Origin of the sequence: Streptomyces durocortorensis (assembly GCF_031760065.1) — a bacterium.
GTDB lineage: Bacteria > Actinomycetota > Actinomycetes > Streptomycetales > Streptomycetaceae > Streptomyces.
Genome location: NZ_CP134500.1, coordinates 5,230,491 through 5,250,894, shown reverse-complemented (window position 1 = coordinate 5,250,894; position 20,404 = coordinate 5,230,491). Strand labels below are relative to the sequence as shown.

22 protein-coding genes, 1 tRNA gene and 3 pseudogenes are annotated in these 20,404 nt (G+C 71.9%); 14 read left to right on the top strand and 12 right to left on the bottom strand.

The window, feature by feature from the left end:
* The first annotated feature begins 31 nt into the window (after positions 1-31).
* The gene (locus RI138_RS23460) at positions 32-217 is read left to right on the top strand and encodes a DUF6104 family protein (RefSeq protein ID WP_003966321.1); all 186 of its coding nucleotides are present in this window, start codon (positions 32-34) and stop codon (positions 215-217) included.
* 28 nt (positions 218-245) lie between these two features.
* On the opposite strand, the gene RI138_RS23455 is transcribed toward RI138_RS23460, so the two are convergent.
* On the bottom strand, positions 246-1,076 hold the full coding sequence (locus RI138_RS23455) for a hypothetical protein (RefSeq protein WP_311121493.1): 831 nt from the start codon (positions 1,074-1,076) through the stop codon (positions 246-248).
* Between the two features lie 152 nt (positions 1,077-1,228).
* Between RI138_RS23455 and RI138_RS23450 the strand changes: the two genes are divergently transcribed.
* The gene (locus RI138_RS23450) at positions 1,229-2,086 is read left to right on the top strand and encodes a DUF4097 family beta strand repeat-containing protein (RefSeq protein WP_311121492.1); all 858 of its coding nucleotides are present in this window, start codon (positions 1,229-1,231) and stop codon (positions 2,084-2,086) included.
* A 1-nt stretch (position 2,087) separates the two neighbouring features.
* Positions 2,088-3,140, top strand: coding sequence for a PadR family transcriptional regulator (locus RI138_RS23445; protein WP_311121491.1), 1,053 nt, complete (start codon positions 2,088-2,090; stop codon positions 3,138-3,140).
* Between the two features lie 31 nt (positions 3,141-3,171).
* Here RI138_RS23445 and RI138_RS23440 read toward each other — a convergent pair whose 3' ends face one another.
* From RI138_RS23440 to RI138_RS23415, 6 genes are all read right to left on the bottom strand, one after another.
* Entirely contained in the window at positions 3,172-3,750 is a 579-nt protein-coding gene (locus tag RI138_RS23440) for a Clp protease N-terminal domain-containing protein (RefSeq protein ID WP_311121490.1), read from the bottom strand.
* Positions 3,750-3,959, bottom strand: a complete 210-nt coding sequence (locus tag RI138_RS23435) for a helix-turn-helix domain-containing protein (protein ID WP_064068547.1) — start codon at positions 3,957-3,959, stop codon at positions 3,750-3,752. Before RI138_RS23435 ends, RI138_RS23440 begins: the two co-directional genes overlap by 1 nt.
* Before the next feature lie 31 nt (positions 3,960-3,990).
* Positions 3,991-4,530, bottom strand: coding sequence for a GNAT family N-acetyltransferase (locus tag RI138_RS23430; RefSeq protein ID WP_311121489.1), 540 nt, complete (start codon positions 4,528-4,530; stop codon positions 3,991-3,993).
* Positions 4,508-5,932 carry a glycoside hydrolase family 5 protein gene (locus RI138_RS23425; protein ID WP_311121488.1) on the bottom strand — a complete coding sequence of 475 codons (1,425 nt, stop codon included), beginning with the start codon at positions 5,930-5,932 and terminating at the stop codon, positions 4,508-4,510. The genes RI138_RS23430 and RI138_RS23425 overlap by 23 nt, the downstream gene beginning before the upstream one ends.
* Before the next feature lie 89 nt (positions 5,933-6,021).
* On the bottom strand, positions 6,022-6,990 hold the full coding sequence (locus RI138_RS23420) for a zinc-binding dehydrogenase (protein ID WP_311121487.1): 969 nt from the start codon (positions 6,988-6,990) through the stop codon (positions 6,022-6,024).
* A 251-nt stretch (positions 6,991-7,241) separates the two neighbouring features.
* The gene (locus RI138_RS23415; RefSeq protein ID WP_311121486.1) at positions 7,242-8,483 is read right to left on the bottom strand and encodes an NAD(P)-dependent malic enzyme; all 1,242 of its coding nucleotides are present in this window, start codon (positions 8,481-8,483) and stop codon (positions 7,242-7,244) included.
* Between the two features lie 524 nt (positions 8,484-9,007).
* On the opposite strand from RI138_RS23415, the gene RI138_RS23410 reads away from it, so the two are divergent.
* From RI138_RS23410 to RI138_RS23400, 3 genes are read left to right on the top strand one after another with little or no spacing between them, the layout of a single operon-like run.
* Positions 9,008-9,970 carry an ABC transporter substrate-binding protein gene (locus RI138_RS23410; protein WP_311121485.1) on the top strand — a complete coding sequence of 321 codons (963 nt, stop codon included), beginning with the start codon at positions 9,008-9,010 and terminating at the stop codon, positions 9,968-9,970.
* Positions 9,971-9,998: 28 nt separating this feature from the next.
* Positions 9,999-10,967 carry an amino acid ABC transporter permease gene (locus tag RI138_RS23405; protein WP_311121484.1) on the top strand — a complete coding sequence of 323 codons (969 nt, stop codon included), beginning with the start codon at positions 9,999-10,001 and terminating at the stop codon, positions 10,965-10,967.
* Positions 10,964-11,728: an amino acid ABC transporter ATP-binding protein gene (locus RI138_RS23400; RefSeq protein WP_096626895.1), complete on the top strand. Its 765-nt coding sequence runs from the start codon at positions 10,964-10,966 to the stop codon at positions 11,726-11,728. Before RI138_RS23405 ends, RI138_RS23400 begins: the two co-directional genes overlap by 4 nt.
* A gap of 67 nt (positions 11,729-11,795) precedes the next feature.
* Here RI138_RS23400 and RI138_RS23395 read toward each other — a convergent pair whose 3' ends face one another.
* Positions 11,796-12,557 (bottom strand): class I SAM-dependent methyltransferase, encoded by a 762-nt coding sequence (locus RI138_RS23395; RefSeq protein ID WP_311121483.1) that lies wholly within the window; start codon positions 12,555-12,557, stop codon positions 11,796-11,798.
* Positions 12,558-12,701: 144 nt separating this feature from the next.
* On the opposite strand from RI138_RS23395, the gene RI138_RS23390 reads away from it, so the two are divergent.
* On the top strand, positions 12,702-13,322 hold the full coding sequence (locus tag RI138_RS23390) for a CGNR zinc finger domain-containing protein (RefSeq protein WP_311121482.1): 621 nt from the start codon (positions 12,702-12,704) through the stop codon (positions 13,320-13,322).
* Here RI138_RS23390 and sodX read toward each other — a convergent pair.
* Positions 13,235-13,726 (bottom strand): nickel-type superoxide dismutase maturation protease, encoded by a 492-nt coding sequence (gene sodX / locus RI138_RS23385; RefSeq protein WP_311121481.1) that lies wholly within the window; start codon positions 13,724-13,726, stop codon positions 13,235-13,237. The two genes, RI138_RS23390 and sodX, sit on opposite strands and share 88 nt — an antisense overlap.
* A 121-nt stretch (positions 13,727-13,847) precedes the next feature.
* Between sodX and sodN the strand changes: the two genes are divergently transcribed.
* The gene (gene sodN / locus RI138_RS23380) at positions 13,848-14,243 is read left to right on the top strand and encodes a superoxide dismutase, Ni (protein WP_096626899.1); all 396 of its coding nucleotides are present in this window, start codon (positions 13,848-13,850) and stop codon (positions 14,241-14,243) included.
* Position 14,244: 1 nt separating this feature from the next.
* On the opposite strand, the pseudogene RI138_RS23375 reads toward sodN, so the two are convergent.
* Both RI138_RS23375 and RI138_RS23370 read right to left on the bottom strand, forming a co-directional pair.
* Positions 14,245-14,391 (bottom strand): annotated as a pseudogene (locus RI138_RS23375) (tyrosine-type recombinase/integrase); the annotation flags it as partial.
* Positions 14,392-14,422: 31 nt separating this feature from the next.
* Positions 14,423-14,848, bottom strand: coding sequence for a hypothetical protein (locus RI138_RS23370; RefSeq protein WP_311121480.1), 426 nt, complete (start codon positions 14,846-14,848; stop codon positions 14,423-14,425).
* 445 nt (positions 14,849-15,293) lie between these two features.
* Between RI138_RS23370 and RI138_RS23365 the strand changes: the two genes are divergently transcribed.
* A tRNA-Ala gene (locus RI138_RS23365) sits at positions 15,294-15,367 on the top strand.
* A gap of 114 nt (positions 15,368-15,481) precedes the next feature.
* Here the strand turns inward: RI138_RS23365 and RI138_RS23360 are convergent.
* Positions 15,482-15,766, bottom strand: a pseudogene (locus RI138_RS23360) (saccharopine dehydrogenase); the annotation flags it as partial.
* Between RI138_RS23360 and RI138_RS23355 the strand changes: the two are divergent.
* From RI138_RS23355 to RI138_RS23335, 5 genes and pseudogenes are all read left to right on the top strand, one after another.
* Positions 15,747-15,848: pseudogene (locus RI138_RS23355) on the top strand (AraC family transcriptional regulator); the annotation flags it as partial. The pseudogenes RI138_RS23360 and RI138_RS23355 overlap by 20 nt on opposite strands.
* 362 nt (positions 15,849-16,210) lie before the next feature.
* Positions 16,211-17,179 carry an alpha/beta hydrolase gene (locus RI138_RS23350; protein ID WP_311121479.1) on the top strand — a complete coding sequence of 323 codons (969 nt, stop codon included), beginning with the start codon at positions 16,211-16,213 and terminating at the stop codon, positions 17,177-17,179.
* Positions 17,172-18,341 carry an acyltransferase family protein gene (locus tag RI138_RS23345; protein ID WP_398863556.1) on the top strand — a complete coding sequence of 390 codons (1,170 nt, stop codon included), beginning with the start codon at positions 17,172-17,174 and terminating at the stop codon, positions 18,339-18,341. Before RI138_RS23350 ends, RI138_RS23345 begins: the two co-directional genes overlap by 8 nt.
* A gap of 28 nt (positions 18,342-18,369) precedes the next feature.
* Positions 18,370-19,731, top strand: a complete 1,362-nt coding sequence (locus RI138_RS23340; RefSeq protein ID WP_311122989.1) for a sensor histidine kinase — start codon at positions 18,370-18,372, stop codon at positions 19,729-19,731.
* Complete coding sequence (locus RI138_RS23335; RefSeq protein ID WP_311121478.1) at positions 19,728-20,402, top strand: response regulator transcription factor; 675 nt, start codon at positions 19,728-19,730, stop codon at positions 20,400-20,402. The genes RI138_RS23340 and RI138_RS23335 overlap by 4 nt, the downstream gene beginning before the upstream one ends.
* Positions 20,403-20,404: the final 2 nt, after the last annotated feature.

The window sequence follows — 20,404 nt, the reverse complement described above, 5'->3', positions numbered from 1 at the left end:
GGGCGGGCGCGGGCCTCGATATCCTTCTCCCATGTACTTCACGGACCGTGGCATCGAGGAACTGGAGAAGCGGCGCGGCGAGGAGGAGGTCACCTTCGAGTGGCTCGCCGAGCAGCTGCGGACGTTCGTCGATCTCAACCCCGACTTCGAGGTGCCCGTCGAGCGCCTCGCGACCTGGCTGGCGCGGCTGGACGACGAGGACGACGAGGACGCGTAACCCTCGGGACGCGCAACGCTGGGGCGGTCTACCGTTCGGCGCCCGCCCTGGCCCGTTCGTACGCGAGTCCCAGCGCTCCCTGCACCAGCAGCAGCGCCCCGGCCGCGACCCAGCCTCCGCTGCGGCGGCGGGCGCCCCACAGCAGCAGCGGGAGCCCGGCCGCGAGCTGGACTGCGGCGATGGCACGGGCCCGGGGGCCGCGCACCCACGGGCCCACCCGGCTGCTCTCGACCGCGTCGAGTTCGACGCGTACGGCGTCCCGCCACCCGGCCCACGCGACGCGTTCCGTGCCGGGCCGGGCCTCGGCGACGCTGCGCAGCCGGTCCCCGCTCGCGCCGGGCGTGAGTCCGGCGGGCAGGGTCAGTCCGGTGCGGGTGAGGACGGCGAGCAGCCCGCGCAGCCGGGCATCGGCGTCCGCGTCGGGGTCCGGGCGGCTCAGTTCCTCCAGCGCCTGGAGGTCCAGCACCGGGTCGAGGCCGAGCCGGGCCGCGAAGGTGCGCATGGCCTCGTCCTCGCCCACCGGGGTGCCGTCGCCGAGCCAGACGTAGCCCACGGGGCGGCGGAATCCGGCCGCGAGGGTGTATCCGGCGCGGTCGGCGTCCCACCACAGGGCGAGCACCGGCCAGGCGGAGCCGACGGCGAGGGCGGTCGCCCAGCCACCGAGGACCCGGTCCACCGGCTCGGCCGCCTCCTGCCCCGCTCCCCCGGTCCGCCAGGGCTTCCCCTCGGGCACGAGCACGGACCACTCCTCGCCCGCCCGGGTCAGCAGCATCTGCTCGCGCAGCAGGTGGGCGAGCGGCCGTACGGTCTCGGGGTCGGCCCGGCACAGCAGGAGCGCTCCGGTGGATGTCGCGTTCATGGCTCACACGCTAGGGCAATTTGCCCCGGTTTGATGCTCTCTATTCCGCCCCACGCCCCCTTGACCGGCCTTGACTTCACAGATCCGCGATATATCGTGTCCTGTAACGAGACGCGATATGTTGCGTCGCCGCTCTCCGGGAGGTCACATCCATGGCTGTGTCGACGTGGGCCATCGCCGAGCCGCAGAGGCTGAGCTTCGACGATCCGGTGACCGCGCTGAGCGTGCGTGTCGTGGACGGCACGGTCAACGTCGTCGGGACCGACGAGCCGGTGGCCCGGCTGGAGATCTCCGCGATCGAGGGCCCGCCCCTGATCGTGACCCAGGAGGACGGCCGCCTCACCGTGGCGTACGAGGATCTGCCCTGGCAGGACCTGCTGCGCTGGTTCGACCCGAAGGGCCGCCGCCGCAGCGCGGTGGTCTCCCTGGTCGTACCGGCCGCCTCCTCGGTGGAGGTAGGGGTGATCGGCGCCGGGGCCGTCGTCTCCGGCATCACCGGGCCTACGGAGGTCCGGGGCATCACCGGCGACTCCACGCTCGTCGGGCTGACCGGCGCGGTGCGCGGTGAGTCCGTGTCGGGCAGCCTGGAGGCGCAGAGCGTCACGGGGGACCTGCGCTTCCACTCGGTCTCCGGTGATCTGACGGTGGTCGACGGGGCGGGGGCCTCGGTCCGGGCCGAGTCGGTCAGCGGTGACATGGTGCTGGACGTCGAGACCTCCGGGGACCCCACGGACATCAGACTGACCACGGTCTCCGGCGGGATCGCGATCCGGCTGCCGCACCCGGCGGACGCAAGGGTCGAGGCGAACACCGCGAGCGGGACCGTCTCCAACGCCTTCGAGGACCTGCGGGTCGGCGGGCAGTGGGGGACGAAGAAGATCACCGGCACGCTGGGCGCCGGAACGGGGACCCTGCGGGCGACGACCGTGTCCGGTTCGATCGCCCTGCTGCGCAGGCCGCCCGCCGAGGACGACGCGTACGCCGCCGAGCCGACCGGAAAGGTTCTCTGACATGCCTCCCGTATTCGCCCATGGCCGACTGCGGCTGTATCTCCTCAAGCTCCTGGACGAGGCGCCCCGCCACGGCTACGAGGTCATCCGCCTGCTGGAGGAACGCTTCCAGGGCCTGTACGCCCCCTCGGCGGGCACGGTCTACCCCCGGCTGGCCAAGCTGGAGGCCGAGGGTCTGGTCACCCACGCCACCGAGGGCGGCCGCAAGGTCTACTCGATCACCGAAGGCGGCCGCGAGGAGCTGGCGGGCCGCAGCGGCGAACTGGCCGATCTGGAGCTGGAGATCCGCGACTCGGTCTCCGAGCTGGCCGCCGAGATCCGCGACGACGTACGGGGCGCGGCGGGCCGGCTGCGCAGCGACATGCGGGCGGCCGCCTCCGAGTCCCGGCAGGGCTCGGGCTCCGGAAGCGGCAAGGCCGGGCAGTCCTCCCCGTTCGGCGACTTCGCGGACTTCGGCGGCCTGGGCGATCTGGGAGACAGCGAGGCCTGGCGTTCGGCGAAGGAAGAGCTGCGCCGGGCGAAGCAGGAGTGGAAGGAGCAGGCCCGCCGGGCGAAGGACGAGTCCCGGCGCGCCCGCGAGGACGCCCAGCAGGCCCGCCGTCAGGCCAAGGAGGCCCAGGACAGGGCGCGCGAGCAGATGCAGAACGCCGCCCGCCAGGTACAGGAGCACTTCGCGCGGGGCGACTGGCCCTCCGGCGTACGGGAGGGTCTGGCCGAGATCACCGGCCAGCTCGGCGGCTTCGCCCGGACCGGCGCCTGGCCCCCGTTCGGCAAGCCCGAGCCGGACGGACCGGGGTCCGAGCCCGGGTCCGGGTCGGCACCGACCCCCGACGACCCCGCATCCGACTGGGGCAAGGACACCTCGGCCACAGGCGACCCGGTGCGCGATCTGGACCGGCTGCTCGACCGCTTCCGCGACGGCATCCGCGATGCGGCCCGCGACCACGGGGTGTCCGAGGCTCAGCTGTCCGAGGCCCGCCGCCACCTGGGCGCGGCGGCGACACGGATCGAGGCGCTGCTGACGGCGGAGGACGAGGAGAACCAGAAGGGGTGAGGAGTGGGGGGTCCCCGCCCGTCAGCACCCCTCACCCGGCCTCGGCGTGCCCCTGGCCGTCGGCCCCGGGCCCGTACAGCGCGCGGTGCACGCTCGTGTACGTCGCGCCGTGCTCGGCGAGGACGTCGGCGACGGTTCCGGGGGTCGCGGTGAGGGCCAGGAGGAGGTGCTCCTCGCCGATGAACCGGTCGCCGCGCCCGAGGGCCACCCTCAGCGACTTCTCCAGGATGCTCTTCGCCCCCGGGGTGAAGGGGCGGTGCCCGGACCACCACCGGCGGCTGCGCCGACCGGTGTCGAGAGCGCCCTCGCCATGGGCCCCCTCGACCCGGTCCACGACGGCGCCGACGTCGATCCCGATCCGCGCGAGGGCGTCGGTGTCGGCCCTCGTCAGTCCGCCGCGCCGCCGGGCCTCGGTGAAGGCGGCGTCCAGAGCGGCGCGGCGGCCGTCCAGCCCGAGGGTGGCAAGGGCGAAGGAGGCCCGGCTGCCCTCCTGTTCCAGCAGCGCGATCAGCAGGTGCTCCTCGGTGACCGAGGCGGCCCCGACCCGCTCCGCCCGGGCCACGGCGCCCTTCACGGTCGCGCGGGCCCCTCGGGTGAATCGCTCGAACATCAACGCCTCCCGTACTTCTTGTGCACGGCCTGCCGGCTGACGCCCAGCTCGGCGGCGATCTCCTGCCACGACCAGCCCTGCGCCCGGGCGCTTCGCACCTGTACGGCTTCGAGCTGCTCCAGCAGCCGCCGCAGCGCGGCCACCGCCCGCAGCCCGACACGTGGGTCGCGATCGCCGGCACGTGCGGCCAGATCCGTTGCCTCGGTCATGGCGTCAACCTACATTGACACCCGCCTCTCGTCAATCAAGGTTGACATCATCGTCCGCCAGGCGGGCATGCCGCTCGATGTCGTAGCGGACCCGGCCGTAGCGCAGCTTGGCCCGCTCGATCCCTTCGGGTGCGAAGCCCGAACGCCGGGCGACCGCACAGGATGCCGGGTTGTCGGTGCGGTGGCCCAGCTCCAGCCGGTAGAGGCCGAGGTCGCCGAAGGCCCAGCGCGCCAGCGCCCGCACCCCGGCAGGCGCGACGCCCCGGCCGCGCGCCGCCTCCGTGGTCCAGTAGGAGACCCAGCCCGTGTCGTGGGTCCGGTTGACGGCCTGAACGGCGACACAGCCCAGGGCCTCGCCCTCCTCCCCCACGACGGCCCAGGAGTAGCCGGTCCTGGCCCCCCGTTCACGCGTACGGTCCGCGATCCAGGCCAGCGCCCCGGCCCGGTCGGACACGGGCCGGTCGGTCTGGCGGTCCATCTCGGCCGGGGCGAAGGCGCGGAGCACGGCCGGCGCGTCGGCGGGCAGCCAGGGGCGCAGCAGAAACCCTTCAGGGGTGGTCAGTTCGTCCATGCGGACCACCTTCCCGCACGGTCACCTCCACCCGCACGCCGGGCCGGGCGACCACCAGCAGCCGCCCGCCGTGCCGGGCGTCCCCGAGCACGCGGGCGGACCCGGCGACGGAGACCCGCCACCCTCGGACGGACGGCGGGAGCGACAGCTCCGTGACTCCGGGGCGGGCGGCGGCCCGGTAGTCGAGCCGGTAGCGCCGGCGCTCCGCGTCGTAGGTGTCGGAGCGGACTCCTCCCGCGACGGCCGGGGCGTAGGGGGTGGCCGTCCGCTCCTTGTTCGTACGGAAGCGGCCGCGCTCGTCGAGGGCGCAGTAGCCGCCGCCGTAGCACCAGACGTATCCGGCCCATCCGGAGCTGTAGCGGTTCAGGGAGGCGACGGCCTCGCGGTAGAAGCGGCCCATGTTCGGCAGGGCGTTGTTCAGCGGCCCCCACTCACCCACGACCACGGGCATCCGGTAGCGGGCCGGGTAGGCGGTGACGGCGGCCTCGTACGCCTCGATCCAGCCGGCCTCCGGGTCGTAGTCCGCGCCCGCCTCCATGGCGGTGTTGTAGAAGTGCGGGGCGTACACGGCCCGGCTGTCCTCGATCCGCCCCAGCCCCGTGGGCACGCCCTCGCCGACGATGGGGGTCGGCTCGACGAACAGCCAGGTGGAGCGGTCCTTGGCGCGGATGGCGCGGGCCAGCCGGTTGTACATCGGGGTGAGGTGCTCGGCCTCGATCCTGCGGGCGGCGGTCGGCAGGTCCTCGCCTTCGCGCAGCTCCCCCATCGGCTCGTTGATCAGGTCGTATCCGATCACCGCCGGGTGGCCGCGGAAGCGTTCCGCGAGGACCTGCCACATGGCGGCCTGGGCGCGTCGCAGGTCGGGGTCCTCGTAGAGGTGGGTGAAGGCCCGCTGGACGGCCGGTTCGAAGTACTCGGAGAACCAGTCGTCGGGGTTCGGGGTGAACGGCAGCCCGTCGGTCCTGGTGGCCCAGGCGGGGATGCCCCGGTGGCCGAAGGCGGGCCCGAAGACGTCCTGGTGGGCGTCGATCAGGACATGGATGCGGTGCTTCCGCGCCCAGTCCAGGATGCGTTCGATGCGCCGGAGGTAGCGCTCGCTGTACTGGCCGCGCCGGGGCTCCAGGTCGTCCCAGAAGACCAGCAGCCGGGCGAAGTTGAAGCCGCCCGCCCGCAGGTCGCGGAAGTGCCGTTCGGTGATGGCGGTGAGTGCGGCCTCGCCGCGGTTGGCCTTGTCCTCGACGTTCCAGCCGCGCAGGGTGAGGGTGCGGCCGCGCTCGTCGGTGAGCGGCGGTACGGAGCGTTCGCGGGACTCCGGTGCCGGTGCGGGTGCGGGTGCGGGGCGCGCCGAGGCGGCGGGGGCGAGGGCCCCCGCCGCGAGCACGGACGCGACGACAACTGCCATGAGTGCTCTGCCCATTCGCATGGGCCCGATCCCATCAGCAGAACTGACGATCCATCAAGAGTTGGTTACCGGTGAGTTGGTGCGCGCTCTCAGTCCGTGGGGCGGAGCACGATCTTCCCGAACAGGTCGCCGGACTCCAGCCGCTGGAACCCTTCCCTGGCCCGGTCCAGCGGCAGCACCTGGTCGATGACCGGCCGTACCCCCGTGCCGGCGCAGAAGGCGAGCAGGTCCTCCAGCTCGTCCTTGGAACCCATGGTGGAGCCGACGACCTTGAGCTCCAGGAAGAAGATCCGGGTCAGCTCGGCGTGCGCGGGCCGGTCCCCGCTGGTGGCCCCCGAGATGACGAGGGTGCCGCCGGGGCGCAGCGACTTCACGGAGTGGGACCAGGTGGCGGCCCCGACGGTCTCGATGACCGCGTCCACCCGCTGCGGCAGCCGGGCGCCGGGCTCGTACGCCTCCAGCGCGCCCAGTTCGACGGCCCGCTCCCGCTTGGCCTTGTCCCGGCTGGTGGCGAAGACCCGCAGCCCAGCGGCCTTCCCGAGCACGATCGCCGCGGTGGCGACCCCGCCGCCCGCGCCCTGGACGAGCACGGAATCGCCGGGCCGCACTCCGGCGTTGGTGAACAGCATCCGGTACGCGGTGAGCCAGGCGGTCGGCAGGCAGGCGGCTTCCTCGAAGCTGAGCTCCTTCGGCTTGGGCAGCACGTTCCAGGTGGGGACGGTGACCTGCTCGGCGAAGGTGCCCTGGTAGCGCTCGGTGAGGATGGAGCGCGGCTCCTTCGGCCCGACGCCGTGTCCCGACTGTCCGATGACGGAGTGCAGGACGACCTCGTTGCCGTCCTGGTCGACGCCCGCGGCATCGCAGCCCAGGATCATCGGCAGCCGGTCCTGCGAGAGCCCCACGCCCCGCAGGGACCAGAGGTCGTGGTGATTGAGGGAGGCGGCGCGGACCGTGACGGTGCTCCATCCGGGACGCGTCTCGGGAGCCGGGCGCTCGCCCAGCTCAAGTCCGTCGAGAGGCTGGTCGGGATCGATGCGGGCTGCGTAGGCGGCGAACATGGCTCGACGATAGGCGGGGCGGGGCGACGACGTAACCGCCTGCGGGTGTGACGCACGCCAACTGGCCCCGCGCCCGCGGTCCGAGCCCCTCCAGCTGCCGCGTTCAAGCCGTCCGGGGCCGACAAGGAACGCGCGCGGAGCCCGCACGGACAGGCCCGCGCACTCAAGCCCCTCCGGGGCCGAAAAGAATGGGCGGGGCCCGCACAGACAGGCCCCGCCCACCAAGCACCGCACAACAGCGCAGCGCGGACTCAGCGCCGCGCCACACCCTCCGCGCGAGCCGCCGCGGCCACGGCGGCGGTGACCGCCGGGGCGACCCGCTCGTCGAACGGCGACGGGATCACGTAGTCGGCGGCCAGCTCATCGCCCACGACGTCCGCCAGCGCGTTCGCCGCCGCGATCTTCATGCCCTCGGTGATCCGGGAGGCCCGGACCTGGAGCGCACCGGCGAAGATCCCGGGGAAGGCCAGCACGTTGTTGATCTGGTTCGGGAAGTCCGAGCGCCCGGTCGCCACGACGGCCGCGTACTTGTGCGCGACCTCCGGGTGGACCTCCGGGTTCGGGTTGGCCATCGCGAAGACGTACGCGCCGGGGGCCATCGAGGCCACCGCCGCCTCCGGGACCGTACCGCCGGAGACGCCGATGAAGACGTCCGCACCGGCGAGCGCCTTCTCCAGCGAACCGGAGATGCCGGCCCGGTTGGTCAGCTCGGCCAGTTCGCGCTTGACGTCGGTGAGGTCCTCGCGGTCGCGACTGACGATGCCCTTGCGGTCGGCCACCGCGACATCGCCGATGCCCGCCTCAAGCAGGAACTTGGCGATGGCGACACCCGCCGCGCCCGCGCCGGAGATGACGCCGCGCAGGTCGCCGAGCGTCCGCCCGGAGAGCTTGGCGGCGTTACGGAGGGCGGCGAGGGTGACGACGGCGGTGCCGTGCTGGTCGTCGTGGAAGACCGGGATGTCCAGCCGCTCCTGGAGCTTGCGCTCGATCTCGAAGCACCGGGGGGCCGAGATGTCCTCCAGGTTGACCCCGCCGAAGGAGGGGGCGAGCCGGACGACGGTGTCGACGATCTCGTCGGCGTCGGTGGTCGCGAGCGCGATCGGCACCGCGTCGACGCCGCCGAACTGCTTGAAGAGGATGGCCTTGCCCTCCATCACGGGGAGGGACGCCTCGGGCCCGATGTCGCCGAGGCCGAGCACGGCGGTGCCGTCCGTCACGACGGCCACGACCTGGGACTTCCAGGTGTAGTCGTGGACGAGCTCGGGGTTGTCGGCGATGGCGCTGCACACTTTCGCCACGCCGGGCGTGTACGCCAGGGAAAGGTCGTCCTTGTCCCGGATCGGGACGGTGGCCTGAACGGCCATCTTCCCGCCCCGGTGCAGGGCGAAGGCCGGATCGAAGGGCTCGTCGGCCCCGGTGTCCGTCGCGCTCGCGCGCTGGATGCCGCTGTCAGTAGTGCTGTCGCTGCGAGGATTGACGATCTCCGCTGCCATGGTGTTGACCCCTTAAGTCTTCATCGTTTGAGGGTGGCCACTCCTGGTTGAGGAGGGGTGGGCGGGCACCGCGTACGCGCCCTGCGCCGGGCGGTTGGCCCGCCCCGGCAGGGTGAGGTACGTACGCGCGGGCGCGCCGCACACGCGCCCTGAGCCCCGGATGAGGGGTGTAAACGTCTTTCTTACCGGACCAACCCTGTTACGCACGAGTCCATTCCGATGCGGTGACGTGACTCATAGTCGAATATCTGGACAAGTCGGCAAACCGGTATAAATGCCGTCCACTAGTCGAGACGTACCGAAGATTCTCCGGTGCGGAGACCGAACCCCCGCAGAAGGTCCGGGCATGACGTACCGGCCGTTGATGTTCGGGGGTCGCCCGTTATCCGATTTTGACATGACGAGACCCCTGAACGGGCCAGTCCGAATGGCAGGATGCCGTCATCACACAAGGTGGCGACACCCGAAGGTGCGTGCCAAGCCGCCCATCAGCACCTCACCCTCACCTGCCGGAGGATCCCGAAATGACCGCAAGCACCACGCGTCGTACGACCGCCAGGACCCGGATCGCGGCGGTCGGCGCCATCGCGGTCGCCGGCTCCCTGCTGCTTACCGCCTGTGGCGACCAGACCGACAGCTCCTCCCAGGAGAGCGGCAGCGGCAAGGAGACCAAGAGCGGCGCGCCGCTCTTCGAGAAGCTGCCGGAGAAGTACCAGAAGTCCGGTGTGATCAAGGTCGGCACGAATGCCGAATACGCCCCGATGGAGTTCGTCGAGAACGGAAAGATCGTGGGCGTGGACCCTGATCTCGCCGAGGCCCTCGGCAAGCAGCTCGGGGTGAAGTTCGAGTTCACCTCCGGTTCCTTCGAGGGCCTGATCACCGCCCTGAACACCGGGCGCCACGACATCGCGATGTCGTCGATCACCGACAACAAGCAGCGCCAGGAGGGCCTGGACGAGTCGGGCAAGAAGCTGGGCAAGGGCGTCGACTTCGTCGACTACTTCCTCGCCGGTACCGCCGTGTACACGAAGAAGGGCAACCCCGAGGGCATCAACTCCATCGAGGACCTCTGCGGGAAGACCGCCGCCGTGCAGCGCGCCACCACGTACGAGAAGGCTCTTGAGACGCAGTCGAAGGCCTGCACGGACGCCGGCGAGAAGGCCATCAAGATCCAGGCCTTCGAGAACGACACCGAGGCCCAGACCCGGGTCAAGGCCGGTGGCGCGGTCGCCGGGGTCAACGACTACCCGGTCGCGGTGGACCTGGCCCGCAAGGCCGACGGCGGCAAGGCGTTCGAGGTCGTGGGCGAGCAGGTCGACGCCGGCCCGTTCGGCATCGCCGTCAACAAGGACAACACGGGGCTGCGCGACGCCCTGAAGGAAGCCGTCGACGCGATCATCGCCGACGGTTCGTACCAGAAGGTGCTCGACAAGTGGGGCGCCGGCACGGGAGCGATCGACAAGGCCGCCATCAACGGCGGCAAGTGACCGGACGCTTCACCGAAGGGCAGTCACGATGACTGACAAGCTCGACAAGGCACCCGTCGGCTCACCGGCCGGCCAGGTGCCCGTCTCCGGGGCCGCCACCACGGCCCCGGAGTACATCAAGGCCATTCCCGTCCGCCATGTCGGCCGCTGGATCAGCGGCGTCGTGGTCATCGGCCTCCTCGTCGCCCTCGGGTACGCCTTCTCGCAGGGCAACATCCAGTGGCAGGCCGTGGGCGACAAGCTGTTCGACAGCACCGTCGTCGCCGGTGCGGGCCGCACCCTGCTGATCAGCGTCCTCGCGATGGTGCTCGGCGTGGTCCTCGGCGTCGTGCTGGCCGTGATGCGGCTCTCCAAGAACCCGGTCACCAGCTGGGTGGCCTGGCTGTACATCTGGTTCTTCCGGGGCACCCCGGTCTACGTACAGCTGCTGCTCTGGTTCAACCTGGCGCTGATCTTCCCGGTCCTGAACATCCCGTTCATCTACAAGGACGAGATGACGGACGTCATGACCCCGTTCATGTGCGCCCTGCTGGGGCTCGCCCTGAACGAGGCCGCCTACATGGCGGAGATCTGCCGCGCCGGCATCCAGTCGGTCGACGAGGGCCAGACCGAGGCGTCGCACGCCCTCGGCATGACCCAGGCGAAGACCATGCGCCGCGTGGTCCTGCCGCAGGCGCTGCGGGTGATCATCCCGCCGACCGGCAACGAGTTCATCAACATGCTCAAGACCTCCTCGCTGGTCTACGCGGTCACGTACAACGAGCTGCTCCGCTCCACCTCGCAGATCGGCTCCACGTCGTACGCGGTGATGGAGATGCTGTTCGTCGCGTCCATCTGGTACATCGTGATGACCAGCGTGTTCAGCGTCGGCCAGTACTACCTGGAGCGCCGCTACGCCCGAGGCTCGCTGCGCTCGCTGCCGCTCACGCCGTTCCAGCGCATCAAGGCCAACCTCGCCTCGTTCAGCAACCGGCCCTCCGGAGGTGTCTCCGCATGACCACCCCCATGGTGAAGGCCGAGGGCGTCCACAAGTCCTTCGGCGCCGCCCACATCCTCAAGGGCATCGACCTGGAGGTCGCCCCGCGTGAGGTGTTCTGCCTCGTCGGCCCGTCCGGCTCCGGCAAGTCGACCTTCCTGCGGTGCATCAACCACCTGGAGCAGATCAACGCCGGCCGGCTCTCGGTCGACGGCGAGCTGGTCGGCTACCGACAGAAGGGCGACAAGCTCTACGAGCTCAGGGACAGCGAGGTCGCCCTCCAGCGGCGGGACATCGGCATGGTCTTCCAGCGCTTCAACCTGTTCCCGCACATGACGGCCATCGAGAACGTCATGGAGGCTCCGGTCCAGGTCAAGGGCGAGGCCAGGGCCGTGGCCCGCGCCCGCGCCGAGAAGCTGCTGGACCGGGTGGGCCTCGCCGACAAGACGAAGAACTACCCCTCCCAGCTCTCCGGCGGCCAGCAGCAGCGCGTGGCCATCGCCCGCGCGCTGGCGATGGAGCCGAAGCTGATGCTCTTCGACGAGCCGACCTCGGCCCTCGACCCGGAGCTGGTGGGCGACGTCCTGGACGTCATGCGCGGCCTGGCCGAGGACGGCATGACGATGATCGTCGTCACCCACGAGATGGGCTTCGCCCGCGAGGTGGGCGACGCGCTGGTCTTCATGGACGACGGTGTGGTGGTCGAGTCGGGCCACCCGCGCGACGTCCTGACCAACCCGCAGCACGACCGGACGAAGTCGTTCCTGTCGAAGGTGCTGTAGCCGGCTGAAGCGGGGAGGGCGGTACGGACACGGGTCCGTACCGCCCTCCCGCTCGTTCCGCGCCCGCCTACTTCACAGCGAGGACGAGGCTGTCCGACGGCGACGCCCACACCGCCCGGGCCTCCCCGAAGCCGGAGGCGAGCAGGGTGCGGGCGTGCCAGTCGGCGGACGGCATGTCGCCGTCCGCGTGCTCGCCGTAGATCTTGAAGCGCTCGGCGGTGGGGGCGGCGAGGACCGGGTCCTTCGCGGCGACGGCCCACCACTCGGCCCAGTCCAGCGCGCCGCCGGCCTTGGCGCGGTCCATCGCGGCGTGGCGGTGGGCGCGTTCGGCGGCGTTGATCCGGGGGGTCGCCGGGTCGATGGTGCGGTCGGCGTTCATGAAGACCCCGCCGTCCCGGACGAGCCCGCCGAGCTGCCCGTAGAGCGTGGCGAGCGGCTCACTGTGGAGCCAGTGCAGGGCGGTGGCGGTGAGGACGGCGTCGTACGAGGTGTGGGGCAGCCGGGTGGTCCAGTCCGGGTCCTTGAGGTCGGCGGTGACGAAGGCGACCCGGTCGTCGCCCTCGAAGGTGCCGCGGGCGATGGCCAGGAGCGCGGGGTCGAGATCGACGCCGGTGCTCGTGGCGCCCGGGAACCGCTTGAGGAGCCGGTCCGTAATACTTCCCGTACCGCACGCGAGGTCCAGCACCCGCGGTTCCGGTCCGACGACCGCCTCGACCATGTCCAGCATCACCCGGAACCGCTCCTCGCGGTCGGGCATGTACCACTCCTGCTGCCGGTCCCAGCTCTCCTGCCAGGACCGCCAGTCGGTGCCCGTAGCCGTCTCCGTCACGTCAGCCTCCACGTCGTACCCGTTCGCGTAACACCGGTACGCAGTACCCGTTACGCCCTGCCCGTTGCGTAATACCTGTTCGCGCACACCGACCATTACACTGGTCGACATCCCGACTCTAGACCGACGCCGTAAGGACTACAAGTGGAACTGGCCTCTTACTCGGACTATGCCGTGCGCCTGGTCAACACCGAAGAGCCGGCCCGCAACAAGGACACGCTCACCTCCGTCGAGGCGGTCCGGGAGCTGTTCGGTGACAGCCAGCAGGCGGCGCGGCGGGCGACGGACTCGGACGTGACCCGGTTCCGTTCCGTACGGGCACGGCTGCGCGCGGTCTTCGAGGCGGCCGACGACGGCGAGGAGACGCTCGCGGTCGACCTGCTCAACTCGTTGCTGCTGGACTTCCCGGTGAGCCCGCAGATCTCCGGGCACGACTTCCGGGACGAGGACGGCAGGCCGGACTGGCACATGCACCTGGCCGACCACCCGTCGAACGCGACCGCCGGATACGCGGCCATCGCGGCCATGGGCCTCGCCTTCCACCTCACCGGGCACGGGGTGGACCGGCTCGGCCTGTGCGAGGCGCTCCCCTGCCGCAACGCCTACCTGGACACCTCCACCAACCGGTCCCGGCGCTACTGCTCGGACCGCTGCGCGACCCGGGCGAACGTCGCCGCCTACCGCGCCCGCAAGCGCGAGGAGGCGGAGCGCACCGGCCGCAGCGCGGAGAGCGCCCAGCCCACCACCGCGGTCACCGACCGCTGACCCTTCGCCAGGGGCCGGTAGCGGGCCCGCACCCGGGCGAGGACCAGCTCCGCGGGAACGACCCCGTAATCCGTGCTGTCCCCGCCCGCGAAGGTGTTGTCGCCGCGCACCCACCAGCCGCCGGGCCGCCGCTCGGTGGCGCGCTTGACCACGAGCAGGTCCTGCTGGAAGGGGTGCCGCAGGATCACCACGTCACCCGGGCGCACGGGCACCCCGTACTGCACCAGCAGCAGGTCCCCGTGGTAGAGCGTGGGAACCATCGAGGGCCCCGTCACCTCCACCACCCGCAACGGCCGCCGCCCGGCCCGCCCGCCTCCGGACACCCGTCCCCGCTCCGGCACCTCTGCCACCTCCCGGTCCTCCTCCGGCACACCGTCCCGCGCACCGCGTTCCGCTCCGTACATTCGGCCGACGGCCCGGTTCCCGCCCCGGACTTTTGACCTAAGCCCCTGGGGCAGCCACGGAAAGCGGCGCTCCACGGAGTAATGTCCCACCTGAGAAGACGATCACGAGGAGGACAGCTCCATGCTTTCCCGCCTGTTTGCCCCCAAGGTGAAGGTCAGCGCCCACTGCGACCTGCCCTGCGGCGTGTACGACCCGGCCCAGGCCCGCATCGAGGCCGAGTCGGTCAAGGCCGTCCAGGAGAAGTACCAGGCCAACGAGGACGCGGACTTCCGCACCCGCGCGGTCCTGATCAAGGAGCAGCGCGCCGAGCTCGCGAAGCACCACGTCTCGGTGCTCTGGAGCGACTACTTCAAGCCCCCGCACTTCGAGAAGTTCCCGGAGCTGCACCAGCTGATCAACGACACCCTGAAGGCGCTCTCCGCGGCGAAGGGCTCGAACGACCCGAAGACGGGCCAGAAGGCTCTGGACCTGATCGCCGAGGTCGACAGGATCTTCTGGGAGACCAAGAAGGCTTGATCTACGGATATGCCGTCTGACCTGCTGTTTCGCTGGCCAGACGGTCTATCGACCCGCACCCGGTCCGCAGGCCGCCGAGAACGGCGTCCCTCAAGGACCGGGTGCGGTCTTCTTCTCCTGGCCACAGGTGCGCGTAGATCCGTAGGGAAGAAGCGCGCGGACGCCGGACTCCGATCCGTTCACGCGGAGACCCGCTCCTTCCTGTGGAAGATCGCAGAAGCGATCCGGAACAGAGCAAGGGCGAGAGCGCTGACGCTGAGGACAGCGAGAACGATGATCGTCGGGTTCACCCATGCGGGCACGAGACTGACGTGCTCGTTGCATGCGTTGGCCAGCGGGAAGAAGGAGCTGCCGTCCGCTCCCGTGCGGTCACGCCATGCCTGGTCGTAGTTGGTGTTGTGGGTGAACTCGCACGCTTCACGAACGTCCAGCCCTCCTGCGAAGACGCCGAACCCCCACACCACGGCCGTGAAGCCGCCGGCGGTCAGGGCGGCACCGACGAGCGCGATGGGCCGCTTGTGCCACTGTCGTCCAACGCCGCGAAACAGCATCAGCAACCCTGCCGGGATGGACAGGACGAGAGCCGCGAAGACGAGGTTGAACATTGGTCACGTGCTTTCATGAAGTGGGCTGTCCGACGAGTGGCCAAGTAAGCGAAGCGCCTCTGACCAGCAAGAACGAGGACTAGCGAGGCCCCTGTTCCTGTCGCCGTCGGAGGCACTTCCCAGGCGAAGAAGCGTATCGGGCGCTCTCCCCGCGTCCATGTCCAGGGCAACGGCCGGGCGGTGGTCGCCTCCGGCCGGTGCTGTGCTCCTGGTTGGTCGGGACCGCTCGCAAAGCCCGTCGCCTCCGACCCGGCGGTCTCCCGTCTCATCGGCACCTTCGCCGCGGCCAGGCGAAGGCCCCGCACGCGATCCGGGCCGCGCGGGCCGACGTGCGCGAGTTCGGGCTCCGGCACAGCTTCTGTGAAGCCGTCACGCCCAGTGGTCCGCCGCCCTCGAATATTCGGGGCAGCGGAGCGCCGGGGCTCGTATGATCCCTGGCAGGGATGGGGCTCGTAGCGCAGTGGTTGTCGCGCCTTCACCGCATGTGGGAGGACGCCGGTTCGAATCCGGCCAGCCTCATCCTGCCTCTTCTGCGACAGCTTTCTTCGACGTCTGGAAGCATCCCGGCCGTTGCCCGGAGTGCTCAGTCACAGACGTCGCGCCAGATCCCGAACTCGTGAACGAAGAGCCGGGTCAGGCGTTCTGCTTCCGCGGGTGCAGGTCGACCGCGATGTGCGGTTCCAGCGAACACAGGAAGTCCGAGGCGTCGAAGATCTCGCCCGCGGAGGCGACACCGGCCGACTTGGTACGTCCGGTCAGGACGCGTTCGAGAGCCTCGGCGACGAGGGGCGCGGTGACGGCGTAGATGTCCTGGCCGCCCGCCGTGGCCCGGCGTTCGGCTTCGCCGGAGCGGACGACGACGTCGACGAGGAAGGCCTGGTCCGAGCGCCCGCTCTCGTCGGCGGCGGTCGGGATGGGCACCGCCACGACCCTGCGCCGCCGTTTCCACCGCGGCGTCGGCGTCCCTCCCGACACCTACCGCCGCACCTTTCGGCCCTGAGGGCGTAGTTCCGGGGCCGTTCCGGCCGAGGGTGCCGTCGCCGTGCTGGACACGTTCGGCGCCGATCGGGCGCATGTGGTGGGGATGTCGGCGCCCTCCCCCGCCGGGTGCACACCCCGCTCGCCGCCGCGATCCTGGAGCACACCGCCCGAAGCCGACCCCGCCGCGCCCGTCGAACGAGAGGAACCGCCGACCCGCCGTGCCATGGCGGAACGGGAGCTGACCCCACCACGCCTGCCCCGCGTCATACCTGAGAGCTACGTCGAAGATCCACTCCACAGCGGGACGTCAACCACCGTACTCCGCCCATAACTTCTGTACCGGAATCACACAATGTCCCTGGTACGGAAGGACTTCGCCCCATGGCGGACCGCCCGCGCAGACCCCGTCTGCGCCGCACCCTGCTCGCCGCACTGGTCACCTTCGCGGTGGCCGTACCGGTCTCCGGTGCGGCCCGGCCCGCCGCCGTGCCCGCTCCCGCGCCGACCGCGCTCGGGCCGTTGCGGGACGCGGGCCCGGCGGCGCTGGCGGAGCGGTACGCGGTCGGGCGGCAGGACATCCTGGCCGCCGAGCGGGCGGCGGTGGGGCACGGCGACCTGAAGCGGGCGGCCACCCTGCGCGCGATGGCCTCGCCGGGGCGGCAGTTCCTCTCGTTCGACGGGCGCGACGGGGGGCGGAGCGTGGAGGTCGTCGGGGAGCTGGCCGCGGCTCGGCGCGTCGCCGTGCTGGTGCCGGGGGCGGGCGTCAGTCTCGACGCGTACGGGCGGCTGCGGCGCGGGGCGGTGGCGCTCCAGCGGGAGTTGGGGGACGGCGGGGCGGTCCTCGCCTGGCTGGGGTACCGCACGCCCGCCACCGTGAGCCCCGCCTCGGTGACCGACGGGCGGGCCGCCGAGGCCGCGCCGGGGCTGCGGGCGCTGGTGGACCGGCTGGCCGCGGTGCTGCCGGGTGCCCGGATCACGCTGCTCTGTCACTCCTATGGTTCGGTGGTCTGCGCCCGGGCCGCCTCGGGCACGGCCGCCGATGCCCTGGTGCTGTACGGCAGCCCCGGGGTCGGGAGCGAGGACGCGGACTCCCTGGGCACCGGTGCTCGGGTGTGGGCGGGGCGGGGCGGCGCCGACTGGATCGCCCGGGTGCCCCATGTGCGGGTGCGGGTGCCGTTCGTCGGGGCGGTGGGGTTCGGGACCGATCCGGTGGCGGAACGGTTCGGGGCGGAGGTGTTCGACGCGGGCGGCGGGGGCCACAGCGACTATCTGCTGCCCGGGTCGCGGTCCCTGACGAACCTCGGCAGGATCGTCTCCGGCCGCGCCCCGCTGGAGGCCCCCGATGCGTGAGGCGGTGCGTCGGCTCGTCGCGCGGGTCGAAGCCGCCACTCCGCCCGGCCGGGACCGCGGGATCGACGCCCTGCGGGCACTGGCCGTCCTCGGTGTGGTGGGCGGGCACTGGCTGGTGACCGCGCTGGTCGCCGACAGCGGTACCGTACGCGGCGCGAGCCCGCTGACTCACCTGCCTCAACTCGTCCCGGTCTCCTGGGTGTTCCAGACCCTCGCCGTGTTCTTCCTGGTGGGCGGGCAGGTGGCGGCCGGGAGTTGGGCGTCGGCCCAGGAGCGGGGTGTGCCGTACGGGCGGTGGGTCGGCGGCCGTCTGGTACGGCTGTTCCGGCCGGTGGCGGCGGTGCTGGTGGTGTGGTCCCTCGCGGCGGGCGCGATGCTCGCCTCGGGGGTCGGTGAGCCCACCGTGCTGGCGCTGGCCAAGCTGGTCTGGTCGCCGCTGTGGTTCCTGCTGGTATTCGCCGCCCTGACCGCGCTGACCCCGCTGGTGGCGCGGCTGCACCCGGCGTGGCCGCTCGCGGTGGTGCTCCACGTCGACCTCGTACGCCTCGGACTCGGCGGGCCGCGGGAGCTGGGATGGGTCAACGTGGTGGCGGGCTGGCTGGTGCCGTACTGCCTGGGGGCGCTGGTGGCGCGGGGCGGACTGCGCGGCCTGACGAGCCGTTGGGCGCTGCTGCTCGGCGGGGCGGCGGCGGCCGCGGTCCTCGTCCGGTGGGCGGGCTACCCGGCCTCCATGGTCGGGGTGCCGGGCGGTTCGCTCTCCAATCTGGACCCGCCGAGCCTCGCCGCCGTCACCTTCGGCCTCGCCCAGTGCGGGGCGGCCGTGCTGCTGCTCGGGCCGCTGCGCCGGGCTCTGCGCAGGCCCCCGGTCTGGGCCGCGGTGGCGGTGGTGAACCTGTCGGCGATGACCGTCTTCCTCTGGCACCAGACCGCGATGATCGTCGTCACGGCGAGCGCGCTGCTGGCCGCCGGTGAGCCGCTGCCGGGGCTGCACACCGTGCCCGACGGCACCGGCTGGGTGCTCGCCCGGCTGCTCTGGCTGCCGGTGTTCGCGCTGGCGCTGCTGGTGTGCTGGGCGGCGTTCCGGGGTTACGAACAGGGCGGGGGCTCCCTCCTCGTACGGGAGTCCTGCCCCGGACGGAAGGCGGAGGTGCGTCGTGCCTAGTCTGAGGGCGAGTGGAGCCGAGGGGACGGTGGGGGCGGTGACGTCATCGGGGGCGGTGCGCCTGCGGGCCGCGGTGCGCCGGGCGCCGCGCGCCCTGCACGAGGACCTGTGGGCTGCGCCCGCCGACCGGGTGCCGCGCATGGGAGAGCCCGGATCGCCGGTGTGGCGGCCGGTGTTCCTGGTACTGCTGGTGATCGTCGCGGTCGGCGTCACGGTGGTCCGTACCGTCGAACTCACCCCGCACGGAGCCGCGGTCAGCGCCTTGGCGGTGCTGGTGGCCGCCGCACAGTCCGCGGCGCTGGTGGCCGGAATGATCCGTCCGGTGGGTGCCTGGTGGGCGGCGACCGCGCTGGCGGTCGTGGCGGTGCTGGTCACCGTGGCCGCCGCTCCTCCGGACCACCTGTACCCGTGGCTCAAGGGGCTCCCCGTGAACCCCGCGGCCCTGTATCCCACCCCCTTCGCAGGAGCGGCGCTACAGGGCGGCGCCCTGTTCCTGCTGGCGCTGCGGGTCCGGCCCCGCCGCGCGGTGGCGGCGCTGGCCCTCTCGCTGGCGACGGCGCTGTTCGTCGCCCTGCGCACGCCGCCGCTGCCGCATGTGAGCCCGGCGGCGGCCGCGCTCGTGTTCACCACCGCCCTGGTCCTCGGCACCGCACTGCGCAGCCTGCGCCTGGCCCGTAAGGACCTCGTCGTCCAGGCCGAGCTGACCGCCGAGGAGCGGGCCCGGCGCACCCTCCTGGAGGAGCGCAACCGGATCGCCCGCGAGCTGCACGACGTGGTCGCCCACCACATGTCGGTGATCTCCATCCAGGCGCAGGTCGCCCCGCATCTGGTGGAGGACCCGTCCGACGAGCTCAAGGAGAACCTCACCGGCATCCGTGAGAACGCCCTCGAAGCCCTCGCCGAGCTGCGCCGGGTGCTGGGCGTCCTGCGCTCGGAGGACGCCCCCGCGCGCGACGCCTCCCGGCACGCCCCGCAGCCGGGCCTCGACGGGCTCGACGGCCTCCTCGCCACCGTGCGCTCCACCGGTCTGGCCGTCACCCTCACCACCACCGGCGAACCCCGCCCCCTCCCACCCGGCGTCGAGCTGTCCGCGTACCGCATCGTGCAGGAGGCCCTGAGCAACGTGATGCGTCACGCGCCCGGGGCGAGCGCCCGGGTGGAGATCGGCCACCGCACGACCGGGCTGACCGTGCGGGTCACCAACACCCCGCCGGACCGCCCGGCCGCCCCCTCGCCCGGCACCCGCCACGGTCTGCTCGGGATGCGCGAGCGCACCGCGATGCTCGGCGGCGACCTGGCCACCGGGCCCGCACCCGACGGGGGTTGGGAAGTCACCGCGGTCCTGCCCACCGCCCCCACCACGACCGCCACCACCGAGGACGCCCCATGACGACGCCCATCCGTGCCGTGATCGCCGACGACCAGGTGATGGTCCGCCAGGGCTTCACGGTGCTGCTCGACGCCGAGCCGGACATCGAGGTCGTCGGCCAGGCCGTCAACGGTCTGGACGCCGTGGCCAAGGTCGCCGAACTCGCCCCGGACGTCGTCCTGATGGACATCCGGATGCCGGAGCTGGGCGGCATCGAGGCGACCCGGCGGATCATCGCCGCCGAGGGCTCGACGGTGAAGGTGCTCGTCCTGACGACCTTCGATCTCGACGAGTACGTGTACGAGGCGCTGCGCGCGGGCGCCTCCGGCTTCCTGCTCAAGGACGCCTCCGCCGACGAACTCGCCCAGGCCGTAAGGGTGGTGGCAGCCGGCGACGCCCTGCTCTCGCCGAACATCACCAAGCGGCTGATCGTGGAGTTCTCCCGGACGGCAGAGGCCCCGCGCCCGCCCCTCAAGGCACGCATCGGGGATCTGACGGAGCGCGAGACGGAGGTACTGGCGCTGATCGCGGGCGGCCTGTCGAACGCCGAGATAGCCCGGGAGCTGACCGTCGCCGAGCAGACGGTGAAGACCCATGTGGGCCGCATCCTGGTCAAGTTGGGCGTCCGCGACCGGACCCAGGCGGCGGTGTTCGCGTACGAGTCGGGGCTGGTGCGCCCGTCCGGCCACTGACC